This is a genomic window from Bacillus sp. 3G2 (genome assembly GCF_044324725.1).
In the GTDB taxonomy this organism is placed as follows: Bacteria; Bacillota; Bacilli; order Bacillales; family Bacillaceae_G; genus Bacillus_A; species Bacillus_A mobilis.
In genome coordinates this window covers 2154200-2168381 of record NZ_CP172246.1, presented here as the reverse complement: position 1 = coordinate 2168381, position 14182 = coordinate 2154200, and the positions used below count along the sequence as shown (strand labels likewise).

Sequence of the window (14182 nt, the reverse complement as noted above, 5' to 3'; positions counted from 1 at the left end):
CGAGTTTCGTTTGGTACTCTATTTATAGAAAGAAATTCCTTGTAGAAAGGTGAGTGATTAAAATGGATACTCTTTCTCATAAAGAAGCTGATAAAGGTGCGATTGTCAGCATTATGGCCTACATATTTTTATCCTCTATGAAAATCATCATCAGTTATATTACCCTCTCTAGCGCATTACGTGCTGACGGTTTAAATAACTTAACGGATATCGGTGCTTCTTTAGCGATATTAATTGGTCTAAAAATCTCTCGCAAACCTCGTGACCCAGATCATCCTTATGGGCATTCGCGCGCAGAACAAATTGCATCACTTGTTGCTTCTTTTATTATGGCAACGGTCGGATTAGAGGTTGTTATTAGTGCCATTCAATCTTTTTTCAATCCGAAACAAGCAGCGCCTAATGTACTTGCTGCATGGGTAGCCTTATTTTCTGCTGTCGTTATGTATTTTGTATATTTGTATACGAAAAAAATTGCAGCGCGCACAAAAAGTAAATCATTAGAAGCCGCTGCGAAAGATAATTTATCAGATGCTCTCGTAAGTATCGGTACAGTAGTAGGTATTGTCGGTTCGCAGTTCCAAATGCCTATTTTAGATCCTATTGCTGCTTTACTTGTCGGCCTTATTATTTGTAAGACTGCGTGGGAGATTTTCGTAGAAGCTTCTCATATGTTAACGGATGGAATCGATCCAGATAAGATGGAAGAGTACGCTGGTGCTATTGAACATATTGGCGGCGTGGAAAACATCGTAGACATTCGCGCGCGTATGTACGGGAATCAAACGTACGTTGATATTACAATCGAGGTTGATGCTCATATGGATGTTGGGGAAAGTCATTGTATTACTGACAACATCGAGGCTATGCTTCGGAAAAAGTTTGGCATTTACCATGCACACATTCATGTTGAACCAATGAAAAAAGAACCTATTATGACATAGGTTCTTTTTTCATGAACGTTTTATGAAATATAACACATAAAACGAGCCAGCTACCCCCAGCCGCCCATCCTGCTAATATATCAGATGGATAGTGCACGCCAAGATAAATTCGGCTAACTGAAATAGATAATACAACAAAGCTCGCTATAAAAATAATCAACAATTTTTTATGCAATGTAATTCGTTCTTCAGTAATGGTGACGTAGGCAATAAATCCTAAAAAAGCAGTAGCATTCATCGTATGACCGCTCGGAAAACTATATCCAGTTGCCGTAACAAGCTGTGTTACATCAGGTCTTGCTCGTTCGTACCATAGTTTAAGCATACTGTTTAAGTAACGAGATCCATAATAATTAATTGTTAGAAGTAATGCACTAAGCAATTTTTTTCTAACGAGAAAATACATTACAAGAATAATGAGCAACGGAAAATATATTCTTTTGGAACCGATAAATGACACCCAAGTAAAATAGGCTGTCAAATAATCGTTTCGAAAACTTTGAATAAAATGCGCGACTATATTGTCAAATTTCTCAATACAAGCGGTATGATACGAAAGTGATAATACGACAAAACAAATGAGTAGCGTAGAACTTAACAAGTATAAATGTCGATATCGTTTCACATACATAACCTCACTATGCAAAAAAATGGAGCGGTTGTTTTAGTTTTCCTCTCCATTTCTTTTTTATGCATAGTTTATTAAAAAATATAATTGTTAATTTTTTCTTTCATTGCTGGAATATCTTCATTCGTTACTGTAAAGCGAATCACTTTCTCGTCAAGATCAAGTGCTTCTGCAAATAAACCTGCTAATCCGCGGGATTTTCTGTCTACTTCCATAATAACCTCTAGTCGATCGTAGGCGCTTGGCAAGATTAATAATTCTAGTTCATCTAATTTCCCATAATACTCTCCGGAAACCGGAACAAACTCAAATTCTTGCGCAAATGGAACTTGCTTACGTAATCGATACGGTAATTCTTCACATTCTATATGACGCGCTTTAAAACCTAATTGTTGTACACCCTCTAACACACTATTTAATAATGCATTTGGCAACACTTGAATGTAATCACGATCACTTGGATCTATACTGCGTTTAATATCAAGGCCTGTATGCACCCAAACTGTTTTCATTCCAAGTGTAAGCGGTGTTTCAACTGGCATTATAAACGAAAATGGAATTTCCTTTTTTTCATTCGGCTCAACAGAAAAAGGTTCTGTTAAACGAACTCGCTCTAGATCATATGTTGCTGTTACTTTTTTATCATCCACTTCTCGTACATACGATGTTGATAACGTTAAGTAAATGCTTTCAATTTGTTGGCTAACTGAACCTCCAGTTATATGAACCTTTCCTAGTATCTCTTCTCCAACAATATACTCATCTTTTTCAAGAACTGTATCTACTTTTGCATTACCAATGCCAACGCTTGCTAAAAACTTTTGAAACATGGATCCTCCATCCTTTCTAAAGCAAAAGCTACATCTTTTTTTAAATCTTGTACATTTTCATAGTACGGCGTTTTTATTTGTAACATTCGCATAAGCATTTCACGGTTATAATTTTCTAAAGTTAATTCGTCATACCATGGTTTTTCATATTTTTCATTAGATTCATAGCCTGCATATAATAAAAATAATGAGAAATGACCAAGCGCATAAAAATCGCTACGAAACTGAACTTCTCGCATCAAAGCTTGTTCACCTTCATAAGTTGTAGCTCGTTCATCACCCTCACCCTTCAATTTAGCCAAACCAAAATCAATAATACTAATTCGATTTTCTTTCATTAATATATTCGGAATACGTAAATCTCGGTGAATAATACCTTTACTATGAAACACCGATACAATTTCTAATATATCGTATAAAATTTTAAAAACTTCACGTTCTGTATATACATACCCATCTAAGAAAATATAATCTTCGAAATTCTCACCCGGCATATATTCCATCACAAAAAAGCTTTTTTTCTCCCATACGAAATGATCATATAAACTAGGAATTGCATGATGAGCTAATTTTTGTAAGATCATTTTCTCTTGTTCAAATGATCTTCTACCAGACTCATACCTTTGTTTACTTTGTCTTAATTGTTTTAAGACTTTATATCTATTTATTTGTAAATCATTAACGACATATGTAACCCCATAACTGCCCATTCCAATTACTGATTCAATTTTATAACGTTCTGCAACGATTGTATTTTTTCGAAGTGGTCTATCAAATAAAGCTAGTATACGACGCCATTTCATCAGCTACTTGAAAAGAAGCTACGGCTTTTACGCTTTCTTTTATAATGCTGATGGCCATAACCAGATGAACGTCGTTTATAATCGCTACTTGAATAAGAGCGACCTCTATGGCGATAATCACTACTAGAATACGAACGATATTTTTTCCTACCTAATAAAGAATCAATAATTTTTTTGAACATCCCTTCACCTCTTGAGTAAAATTTTCTTTTAATTATACCAACTATTACCGACTATATTTGTGACAAGTTTGTAAAGAGTAAAAAACGACGAGTAAACCCCGTCGCTACTTTCACTCATCCTCTTCATCAAACACTTCATCAATCATACATTTCTCTAATAGGTACTCGAATGTAATGTCTGCGAGATCTTCAATTTCTTCTCGTTTTGGGACGTATCCTCTTTCAATTAGTTGCTCATAAAAAAACTCCGCAATCTCTTCCGTATCAATTACGACTTCAATTTCCTTCATGAGCATCACTCCTTTATTTCTGTTTTATGAAAAAATCTCAAAAATATGTATATGAGATTAGAAAAATAGTTTTTCTTTTTTTATAGGTCATATCCTTTGGACGAGATGCATACGATGGTAGTACAAGCTATCAAAAAGGGGGATTTAATTATGGAATACCAATATGAGGTAGAACAAGAAGTAGGGCAAACAAAAGAAGAGTTCATGCATGAAGATCAATGGGCAGACTCTCTTATTAAATGGCTTTTTATTTTTTTAATAATTGTAGGCATACCTTATACTGCATATGTTGTTGTTCAATTCATTCTCTCTTTCTAGTTAACTATTTTTTCTCTGTCAATTTAACTAAATAATTATGAACAACATCCATAACAATTTTGTATTCTTCATCTTTAAATGTATCAAATAACAATTGATAATCGTTATAAATATCAAGTAATCCATCAATGATTTCTTGACGATTTGTCTTAACACTCACTTTTTTTGAGTTGTTAATTGACTTTAATTTTCCTAAATCTAATTTATTCATACCAGCTTTATCTTGTTTCATTTTCTTCAAAATTGCATTTGCCGTTTGAGCATTTGCAAGTAGCGTTAAATCTGATTCATCTGCTTCTAACCATTCACCATCCGTAATTCGTGACAATTCGTATATTGTATCTTCCCATGCGTCATTTTTATATCTCCATACTTCTGTACGAAAACCAACAATTCGAAACACATCTTTATCATATCCTGTTACTTGCACGAGATCACCAAAAGTGAAATTATAGTTTAATTCAATCCACTCAGTTTCACCTTTTTTCATATCTTGCTCTGAAACGTGTTGCAACGTTTGCTCTACGTAAAAGCCATCGTGATTATTTACTTCGTAAACGTAAACTCCATCTAAAATCTTCATATTTGTGATTTTACCAACGGTTCCATATAGCGTAATCACGACTATGTCCCCTACGTTATATTTAGGTTGCTTTTTCCTTGCCATCTATATCTCTCCTTTTTTTGACGTCGTGATTTTGATAACAGTATATGCAACCTACATAAAAACGCTTATCACAGAAGCGTATATTCATAAATTTTTTCAATAAAAAATATCACCATATGAAATTTTTTTTGCAACGTAAAAAAAGCTAGCAAATAGACTAGCTTCACGTCAAAATTTTCATATTGTTTTATCTCTCTTGTATGTATAAATCCCAAGCTTCATCAAATATAGACATACTTTCTAGCATTCCACTTAATTCTAAGTATGAACTAATTTCATCGTAATCTTCAGATTGCTTCGGAAAGCTTAAATCATCGTACATTGCCTCTGCTAAATTCGAAATTTCATTACTAAATAGAGCGGCACGATGCTTCATCATATAGTGGTAAAATGTCTTTTTCAAAAATATTCCCTACCTTTCTAACTTGGATACATTATACAAGGCAAAATAGAAAAAAACCAGCATAAAAGCTGGTTAAAAGTCGAAATAATTTCTTTTTAATAGACGTGGTCTTCCCATTAATTCTTCATATGTTAGTTGTTTTGGTAAATCTTTCGTATAAATTAGAAACAATTGATCTTCTATTTCTTTCACTGTTTGATCTGCTTGATAGTCCATACCACATGAGGAACAAGAAATGCATGGTGTCTCTTGGATTTCAATGGCTTTCGTACCATCTGGCAATTCCCAATATACAGTATTCAAGCTTTCTTTCGCTTCTGTACTGTCACACCACATACAATTCATACTGCATCACCCTCAGTTTTTTTGTCGTTTTCTTCTAATTTAGCCATTTGCGATTGATACTTTTTATCTTTCAGTTGATCGCGCTTATCACGTTTATCTTTTAGTGATGCATGAGTGTCATTATCTTCATAGTCTTTACGACGGTTCATACGCTGTAAGTCATCTGGAACAAGGTTAAATTTCTTATCACTCATAAGACCTGCAATGCCAACATCTGAACGTTTTTCTTCGTAGTCTGGATAGATTTCTTTAAAGTACCCTTCTGCTCTTCCTGGGATATAGCTCTCTGGCTCTGGATACGTTGTAATAACACCTTCAAAGTTACGAAGCACAACTTTATCTGCACTTTGCGAAATTAAATAGTTTGGTTGAAGCGCAATTTTGCCGCCTCCTCCTGGTGCATCAACAACGAATGTTGGAACCGCATAACCAGACGTATGACCGCGTAAACCTTCAATAATTTCAAGACCTTTAGATACCGGTGCACGGAAATGACCAATACCTTCAGATAAGTCACATTGATAAATGTAGTATGGACGTACACGGATTTTTACTAAGTCATGCATAAGTTTTTTCATAATTGGAACGCTGTCGTTAATACCAGCTAAAATTACTGCTTGGTTTCCGATTGGAACACCAGCATTCGCTAGCATTTCACATGCTTTTTTCGACTCTTCTGTAATTTCAATAGAAGTATTGAAATGTGTATTTAACCATACTGGATGATATTTTTTAATAATGTTACATAAGTTTTCTGTAATACGCTGCGGGAATACTACCGGCGCTCTCGTTCCGATACGAATAATCTCGACATGCGGAATCTCTCGTAAATTTTTTAATACATATTCTAAAATTTTATCGTTAATAAGAAGACCGTCACCACCAGAAATTAATACATCTCGTACTTGTGGTGTATCACGAATGTAACCAATTGCATCATCTAATTGTTTCTTTGGCACACCCATTCCAATTTGTCCACTAAAACGACGGCGTGTACAGTAACGACAATACATAGAACATTGATTCGTTACTAAGAATAATACGCGGTCAGGATAACGATGTGTTAACCCTGGAACTGGTGAATCTTCATCTTCATGAAGCGGATCTTCTAAATCATATTTTGTTTTATATAACTCTTCCGAAATCGGTACAGATTGCATCCGAATCGGACAGCGTGGGTCATCAGGATTCATTAGCCAAGCATAGTACGGTGTAATATTTAACGGGATCGTTTTCGTTGAAATTTTAACGCCTTCTTCTTCGTCAGGTGTTAAATTAATCACTTTCTTTAAGTCATCTAACGTTTTGATCGTATTCGTTAATTGCCAAACCCAGTCATTCCATTGTTCTTCAGTAATATCCTTCCACAACTCGATATCTTTCCAGTGACGATTTGGTTTGTATACATCATGTAACATTGCTATTCCCCCTTTTTATACGCTCATCCTTTATATAAGCAATAGTTATGCCAACTTTACATTATTGATAAGTAAATGTACGGAGAACGCTATTACATAAGCAAAAAAATATTTTTAAGCACTGTATGAAATCCATACATACTATCATATTCATTACTTTTTATATATGTAAACGCTCTTTTATTGGTGCAAATACACAAAAACCGCCAATTATTCGGCGGTTTTGTCGTACTTACTCAGCTTATATTGCAGCGTTTGACGAGGGATACCTAACATTTTTGCAGCTTGTAGTATATTCCCTTCCGTTTCAATTAACGCTTGATCTATTAATTCTTTTTCCGTTTGATGAAGTGCTTCTCTAAGAGGCAATATGCTCCTCTTCTTCGGAAGATTCTCTTTCCGAAATGTACGCGGTAAACAATTGGCTGTTAATGTATTACCTTCTGCAATTATGACAGCATGTTCAATCGTATGTTTTAACTCCCGAACATTTCCAGGCCATTGGTAAGCTTCTAGTCGTTCTTTCGCTTCCTTATCCATTTGAAGTACACCTTTTTTATAACTTTTATTATATTCTTTCAAAAAATAAGACGCTAATAATAATACATCCTCAGTTCTTTCACGGAGCGGCGGAATATATAATGAAAAGACATTTAATCGATAATATAAATCAGTGCGAATTTTATTCTCTTTTAAACATATTTCTGGTGGCTGATTCATTGCGGTAATAACGCGAACGTCTACTTTTCTCGTCTTATTATCACCAATACGACGAATAACACCATCTTCTAATACACGTAGCATTTTCGCTTGTAAATCAAGTGGCATTGAATTCAGTTCATCTAAAAACAATGTCCCTCCATCTACAAGTTCAAATAATCCCGCTCGTTCGATTGCCCCTGTATAGCTACCTTTCGTCGTTCCGAACAATAAACTTTCTAACAGGGACTCTGGCAAAGCTGCGCAGTTTTGTGCAATAAACGGCTTGTTCTTCCGTTTAGAAGCTTCATGAATCGCTTGTACAAATAGCTCTTTCCCTGTTCCTGTTTCCCCATATATTAAAACATTTGCATCCGTTGGGGCTACTTTTTGTGCTAATTCTTTCGTCTGTTTAAACCGAGCATCATTCGTCACGATCGTCTCAAATGCAACATGCTTTTTAATTGCTTTTTTTCTAGATGACCGTTTTATTTTCGACTGCAAATCGACAATTGTATCCGTAAGTTTTTGAACTGTGGAATAATCCTTAGCAATTTCAACAGCTCCAGCAATATTTCCATCTATAAAAATAGGTAACGTCGTATTTACTGTACAAATGTCTTCCCCATTTAAATTTTGATAATGTTGCACTTGATGAACGATTGGTTTTTTTGTATCTAACACTTTCATCAACGTACTTGTTTCCCTAGATAAAGAAGGAAACGCTTCTAATAAATGTTTACCTAACACTTTTTCAATTTTTGATCCATCGTGTTTTGCAGCTACTGTATTATAAAAAATTGTAATACCATTTTCATCTACTGCGTGTATAGCCTCATCAATACTGCCCAAAATCGCTTCAATGACTTCTTGTGTCGAAACTGCTAGCAATGTCATCCCCCCTTTTGCCGAAAATCCAGCAATCGTATGCCGAATTTCCGGCATACCTATATGCGATTATAAGCATGACGATTCCGTTCTATTTTTATACCGTACTATTTAGACAAATCTTTCACCCATATATTCATATCTTCCAGCTTATCGAAAATGTAGCAATTGTTCGCCAGTCTTCCTGTATACGTATAACCTAACTGATGAAAGGCCGCATTCATTCCGAAAGAAAGTGATCGAGCAATTGTATAGGAGCAGAAAATCGATTTTTCTTGCAATTCTTCTTCTAACTTAATTAGTAAACTTTTCATAAACCCATGTTTACGATATTCGGGTAACGTAGCACAATTCGTTAATTCTGCATTTCCTTCTTTTATATTCATTTCTGCAGATGCTGTACTAATTATTTTCCCCTCGAATTCATACACATAGTATATTGTATCGTCTTCTTTCATCGTTTGTTTTACATAACTTGCTTCGTTTAAAGGAGTCGGATACACTTCAAATACTTTTCCAAAAACAACCGCTAATTCTTCCGCATCCTCTTCTGTCGCTTTTCTTAATAGAAATTTCTCTGGGACTATTTTTTCTTTTACTTCTTTTGCTTTAACACCGCTTAAAATGGTATCTTCCTCAGCCCAATGAATACTATTTCGTCTTTCATCATTAATAAATTTCACGAAGAAGTATGCATCATGACCTTGAAAATAATGCGGTATTGTTGCTTCCAATAAAAAACCGAAAGAGAGCCATGTAGAAACATGCTCTCCCTTTCCTTTAATAATACATTTAGTGAAAGAATGCTTCTCTGCTAATTCGTCAACTGTTTGGATAATCCTCTCAATATTTCCTGTGTAGTGGTCTACTCGAATACGTTTATTAAAATAGTCTAAAACGCCTTCAACTGTATAACCATTCGTCTGTTCTCTAAAAGATTCATAGTATTTCATTTTTTCACCTCACACCAATCTAGTAATGTACATGCAATTATTTTTGCGGCAGCTATCATTTTATCAACTTCTATATATTCGTTTGGATAATGTGCTACTTTCGTCTCTCCTGGACCAAATACTATCGTTGGTACGTTAGCGATTTGTGTAAATAAACCTCCATCAGTCCCCCACGGAGATGCTTCAATAATTGGTTTGTTCCCTTCGATTTCAACAAAGTTATGCTCTAGTGTAGTAATTAACTCATGATTTTCTTCTAGTTCACCAGGAACCCATCTCGCTCCAAACCACTCTACTTCTACAGGATTTTCAACAAACCAATTGTCCACATCATTTAATTCTGCGATCCAATTCTCAAACTCTTCTTTTGCTGCCTCTATAGTCTCATTCGGCGCAATACCACATCTTCCTTCTAAAATTAACGAATCCGGAACAGAACTTGGCCAGCTCCCGCCTTCAATTTTCCCAATATTAATTGGGATTGGAATCGGGATTCCTTTAAATAATGGATCTGTAATTCGACCATTTCTCTTCTCTTCCAATTTTCTCAAATGATCTACAACAAACATACTTTTTTCAATTGCACTTACTCCTTCATAACGTGTTCCACCGTGTGCTGCTTTGCCTTTCACATGTAGACGAAACCACATGGACCCTTGTTGTTTCGGGAAAAACTTCATATTTGTCGGTTCTGGAATGATGACACCATCCGCTTTATATCCTCGTAATATAGTCGCTAATGTTCCTGCCCCGCCACTTTCTTCTTCTATTACACTTTGAAAATAAATATCTCCTTTTAATTCAATACCAGATTCAATAATGGCTTCCATCGCAAGCATTAGTGCGACATTTCCGCCTTTCATATCCGTTGTTCCACGACCATATATACGATTCCCTATTTGCTCACCACTATAAGGGTGGTGATCCCACTGATTCACATCTCCTTCTGGCACGACATCAATATGTCCATTTAATATCATAGATTTTCCGTCGCCACTTCCTTTTAAAGTTGCCACTATGTTAGGACTATCTGAAAAACTTGTGCGCGGTGATACAAAATAAGGATGATCTTTCATTTTAGAAAAGGAAGGTTCCCAAATATCAAGATCTAAACCTAGCTCACGTAATTTTTCAATCACAATTGCCTGCGCACCACTTTCATCACCAGATACGCTTTTTTCTTGAATTAATCGTTTTAAAAATTTTACGCTTTCCTCTTCATGACTCTCGATATAATCACAAATTTTCTTTTTTAATTGCTCCATATATTACATCTCCCCTCATTCAATTACTAGTAGGTTAGAGCCAATTTTGAAATCAGCTTCTGTATGTTGTTTTATATCTTCCACTGTGTATGGGCTCATTAATTCTTGTAAAATGAGTCCATCCTGCGTCACTTCCATAACTGCCATATCCGTAATAATTAAATCTACACATTTCTTTGAAGTTAATGGTAATGTACACTCCGAAACAATTTTTGCATTTCCGTATTTATCGACATGATTCATCACAACAACGACCCGCTTCGCTTTTTGTGCCAAATCCATCGCTCCCCCAATACCTGGAACGCGTTTTCCTGGTACAATCCAGTTCGCTAAATCACCATTCTCACTTACTTGTAATGAACCAAGAATCGTTATGTCTAATAAACCTTTTCGAATCATCCCAAACGCTGTACAACTATCAAAATAACTCGCTCCTGTAATTAGGGAAGTCGGTAAACCTGCTGCATTACATAAATTTTCGTCTTCATTCCCTTTGCTCGGTGTAGGTCCCATACCTACGATTCCATTTTCCGCATGAAACATAACATTTATATCGTCAGGAAGATGATTCGGTACAAGCGATGGTATACCAATACCTAAATTTACAATCATACCATTTTGTATTTCTTTCGCCGCACGCCTAGCAATCTTATCTCTCACTTCTACGCCCATACCCATTTCCAATTCACTCCTTCCGACGGTACAATATAATTTACAAATACTCCTGGGACAACAATTTCTTCTGGATCTAAACTTCCAAGTGGAACAATCTCCTCTGCTTCTACAATCGTTATATCCCCTGCCATTGCTACGTGAGGGTTCATGTTACGAGCGCTTTTATCAAACACAAGATTACCAAATGGATCCGCTTTTTTTGCATATACAATTGCAACCTCAGCAGTTAATGCTGTTTCAACTAAATATGTCTTACCATTCATTTCAACTGTACGTTTTCCCTCTTCTACAATCGTATCAACACCTACATCAACTAATACGCCTCCAAGTCCTACACCACCAGCGCGGATACGCTCTGCTAATGTTCCTTGAGGGGAAAACTCGATTTGCAACCTTCCTTCGTTTAGCTGTCTTCCTGCATTTGGATTTGAACCAATATGTGAAGTAATTAATGATTTTACTCTTTCATTCGTAACAAGACGACCAATTCCTACATCAGGAAATCCCGTGTCATTTCCTATTAAATTTAAATTTGTAACTCCTTTTTCTAAAATCGCCTGTATTAAAGATGGAGGGGATCCAATCCCCCCAAATCCTCCAAACATTAATGTCATATCATCGTGGAACAAAGAAATTACTTCCTCTATCTCTTTTAATTTATCAAATGTATTCGTAATAGTTGTCATGCGATACTATGCCCTCCTTTTTGCATCATTTCTTCTACACTTTTTGCAAAAATTGAAAGTAATTCATCTAACTCGGAATATGTAGTTGTCATCGGCGGTGCTACAAGCAGTGCACTATCTTCTTTTCCTGCTTGCCCTGAAACAGCTTGGTATAAAAGAAGACCATTTTTAGCTGCAACCGAAATAAGTTCCGATGCTTTTGTAAACGGTTGCAATTCTACTCCGATCAGCAACCCTTTTCCTCGCACATCGGCAATGATTGTCGATTGTTGCTGAACTTTCTGTAGTCCTTTTATTAAATACTCTCCTTTTTCTGCTGTTTTTTCAGGTAGATTATGTTTCTCCATATACTCAATAACAGCTAGAGCTGTTGCTGCTGATAATGGATTTGCACTTAACGTATGCCCACTCATAACTGAACGTGATCCTCGTAAAATCGGCTCCATAACACGGTCACTTACAATCGTCGCTGCCATCGGTGTATATCCAGCCCCTAAACCTTTACCAAGAGTCATAATATCAGGTTCTACACCCCAATGCTCCATCGCAAACCATGCGCCAGTACGACCAAGCCCTGTCATTACTTCATCGGCAATAAATAAAATATCGTAATGACTACAAATATCTTTAATAACTTTATAATATTCTTTCGGCGGAACGACTGCGCCTCCAGCTGCTCCGATAATTGGTTCAGCGATAAAAGCTGCGATATGTTCTGCACCAATTCTTTCAATTGATCTTTCTAGTTCAGTCGCACAAGCAAGCTGACAAGTTGGATATACCTTTTGCACCGGACATCTAAAACAATATGGAGCTGGAATAGTTGGATAATCTTCTAAAATTGACACGAAACGTTGTCTGCGCAGTGGATGCCCAGACATTGATAAGGCTCCCATCGTAATACCGTGATAACTCATCCATCGTGACAAAATTTTATGTTTCCCTTGAATACCTCGCTCTTGAAAATGCTGGATTGCAATTTTCATAGCTGTTTCATTTGCTTCCGTACCACTATTCACAAAAAAGCTCCAGTTCAAATCTCCTACACTTAAATCGCTTAATTTCTTCGCTAATTTTTCAGCTGGTTCACTCGTGAACTGTGATCTATAAACGAAAGCAATCTCCTCTGCTTGCTTTTTGATAACGTCCGCAATCTCCTTTACGCCATGCCCAATACCTGCCGTAATTGCCCCTGACGAGCCATCAAAATATTTATTTCCGTTTTGATCATACAAATACACACCTTTTCCATGTGAAATCATTGGATACGGCTGACCAACAAGTGGTTTAATTAAGTAATCGCGCATAGCGCTCCCCCATTTCTCCAATTTGTATATATATATGAAGAAAATTGACGTTTCTTTCATAAAAAAGAACCCTCTGCGAAAGCAGTGATTTTATCAAAAAACTATTATAAAATATACAAATGAGTGCTTAATATCAATTCAAAAACAGAAAATTCAGAACTTAAATTGAAGACCAACCCTTATCTATACGCTCAACTAACCCTCCTTTATATAAAATAAATGTTTCACTACATGTTTTATTAACATAATGTCAGCTTCCCTCAATTGCCGACATTGTGTAAACTTCGACGAAACTCCCATTAAACTCCTTCCTATTCTCCTACTTTATATTGCATATTTTTAAACAAATCTCGACAATTAATCCCACTAAATGCATAGCAATTATTTTAAAGAAACCAAGATTTCACATACATCAGCATCCGTTTTATACATTAAAAAAAGAACCGATTAACCACATTAATCAGTTCGGCACGACGCTCTTTTATCAGTTAATACCTTCACTTGCTAACGTAAATAGAAACAATAGCATTACAAATTCAAATTTCATCCTACAGCCTAAAGCACAAAATCGTCCATAACTCCACTCACAAATCTTTGCGGGATATCCCCATCCCAATATTTCATTCCTTTCCTCAATTTCAAACTACCTTTCCTTTATAATTTATGTAGGACAATTATCACTTTGTATGTGTATTCGCCCATAATTAAAAAAATCCCTAGTTTTCTAAGGATTGGGACATGTTTTCCATATTTCACTTGTTTCATTCTTACGTTTTCATTTCGAAATACAAACTTCATCAGCTCATATGGAGGAATTATTGTTGTACCCTCTAGAAATTTAAAACCCACGTTCACCTAAACTACACTTACCATAAGCAATA

General features: G+C 35.9%; 17 protein-coding genes. 2 read left to right on the top strand and 15 right to left on the bottom strand.

Going from position 1 to position 14182, the window contains the following annotated elements:
- Window positions 1-62 precede the first annotated feature (62 nt).
- Complete coding sequence (locus ACHZK0_RS11060) at window positions 63-944, top strand: cation diffusion facilitator family transporter (protein WP_140384339.1); 882 nt, start codon at window positions 63-65, stop codon at window positions 942-944.
- Here the strand turns inward: ACHZK0_RS11060 and ACHZK0_RS11055 are convergent.
- From ACHZK0_RS11055 to ACHZK0_RS11035, 5 genes are all read right to left on the bottom strand, one after another.
- On the bottom strand, window positions 934-1569 hold the full coding sequence (locus tag ACHZK0_RS11055) for a phosphatase PAP2 family protein (RefSeq protein WP_061678422.1): 636 nt from the start codon (window positions 1567-1569) through the stop codon (window positions 934-936). The genes ACHZK0_RS11060 and ACHZK0_RS11055 overlap by 11 nt on opposite strands.
- 77 nt (window positions 1570-1646) lie before the next feature.
- Complete coding sequence (locus ACHZK0_RS11050) at window positions 1647-2402, bottom strand: sporulation protein (protein WP_262741731.1); 756 nt, start codon at window positions 2400-2402, stop codon at window positions 1647-1649.
- Complete coding sequence (locus ACHZK0_RS11045) at window positions 2384-3205, bottom strand: serine/threonine protein kinase (RefSeq protein ID WP_262741732.1); 822 nt, start codon at window positions 3203-3205, stop codon at window positions 2384-2386. Before ACHZK0_RS11045 ends, ACHZK0_RS11050 begins: the two co-directional genes overlap by 19 nt.
- Entirely contained in the window at window positions 3205-3387 is a 183-nt protein-coding gene (locus ACHZK0_RS11040; RefSeq protein ID WP_000473374.1) for a hypothetical protein, read from the bottom strand. Before ACHZK0_RS11040 ends, ACHZK0_RS11045 begins: the two co-directional genes overlap by 1 nt.
- 110 nt (window positions 3388-3497) lie before the next feature.
- Entirely contained in the window at window positions 3498-3677 is a 180-nt protein-coding gene (locus ACHZK0_RS11035; protein WP_000658451.1) for a YozD family protein, read from the bottom strand.
- 150 nt (window positions 3678-3827) lie between these two features.
- Here ACHZK0_RS11035 and ACHZK0_RS11030 point away from each other — a divergent pair, with 150 nt between their 5' ends.
- Complete coding sequence (locus ACHZK0_RS11030) at window positions 3828-3995, top strand: DUF3930 family protein (RefSeq protein WP_000456535.1); 168 nt, start codon at window positions 3828-3830, stop codon at window positions 3993-3995.
- Between the two features lie 4 nt (window positions 3996-3999).
- Here ACHZK0_RS11030 and ACHZK0_RS11025 read toward each other — a convergent pair whose 3' ends face one another.
- The 10 genes from ACHZK0_RS11025 to ACHZK0_RS10980 all read right to left on the bottom strand — a co-directional run bounded on the left by ACHZK0_RS11025 (window position 4000) and on the right by ACHZK0_RS10980 (window position 13301).
- Window positions 4000-4662, bottom strand: a complete 663-nt coding sequence (locus tag ACHZK0_RS11025; protein ID WP_166689191.1) for a hypothetical protein — start codon at window positions 4660-4662, stop codon at window positions 4000-4002.
- Between the two features lie 187 nt (window positions 4663-4849).
- Entirely contained in the window at window positions 4850-5065 is a 216-nt protein-coding gene (locus ACHZK0_RS11020; RefSeq protein WP_000750725.1) for a YozE family protein, read from the bottom strand.
- Window positions 5066-5137: 72 nt separating this feature from the next.
- Window positions 5138-5410: a YokU family protein gene (locus tag ACHZK0_RS11015; protein WP_000995761.1), complete on the bottom strand. Its 273-nt coding sequence runs from the start codon at window positions 5408-5410 to the stop codon at window positions 5138-5140.
- Entirely contained in the window at window positions 5407-6828 is a 1422-nt protein-coding gene (ablA, locus tag ACHZK0_RS11010; protein ID WP_262741733.1) for a lysine 2,3-aminomutase, read from the bottom strand. Before ablA ends, ACHZK0_RS11015 begins: the two co-directional genes overlap by 4 nt.
- Before the next feature lie 210 nt (window positions 6829-7038).
- The gene (rocR, locus tag ACHZK0_RS11005) at window positions 7039-8424 is read right to left on the bottom strand and encodes an arginine utilization transcriptional regulator RocR (RefSeq protein ID WP_262741734.1); all 1386 of its coding nucleotides are present in this window, start codon (window positions 8422-8424) and stop codon (window positions 7039-7041) included.
- A 98-nt stretch (window positions 8425-8522) separates the two neighbouring features.
- Window positions 8523-9368: a putative beta-lysine N-acetyltransferase gene (gene ablB / locus ACHZK0_RS11000; RefSeq protein WP_262741735.1), complete on the bottom strand. Its 846-nt coding sequence runs from the start codon at window positions 9366-9368 to the stop codon at window positions 8523-8525.
- The gene (locus ACHZK0_RS10995; RefSeq protein ID WP_395761539.1) at window positions 9365-10633 is read right to left on the bottom strand and encodes a peptidase; all 1269 of its coding nucleotides are present in this window, start codon (window positions 10631-10633) and stop codon (window positions 9365-9367) included. Before ACHZK0_RS10995 ends, ablB begins: the two co-directional genes overlap by 4 nt.
- A gap of 15 nt (window positions 10634-10648) precedes the next feature.
- Window positions 10649-11311 carry a CoA transferase subunit B gene (locus ACHZK0_RS10990; protein WP_000525280.1) on the bottom strand — a complete coding sequence of 221 codons (663 nt, stop codon included), beginning with the start codon at window positions 11309-11311 and terminating at the stop codon, window positions 10649-10651.
- A complete protein-coding gene (atoD, locus tag ACHZK0_RS10985) occupies window positions 11296-11994 on the bottom strand; it encodes an acetate CoA-transferase subunit alpha (RefSeq protein ID WP_000208097.1) in 699 nt (232 codons plus the stop codon). The genes ACHZK0_RS10990 and atoD overlap by 16 nt, the downstream gene beginning before the upstream one ends.
- Window positions 11991-13301 (bottom strand): aspartate aminotransferase family protein, encoded by a 1311-nt coding sequence (locus ACHZK0_RS10980; RefSeq protein WP_001205889.1) that lies wholly within the window; start codon window positions 13299-13301, stop codon window positions 11991-11993. The genes atoD and ACHZK0_RS10980 overlap by 4 nt, the downstream gene beginning before the upstream one ends.
- Window positions 13302-14182 lie beyond the last annotated feature (881 nt).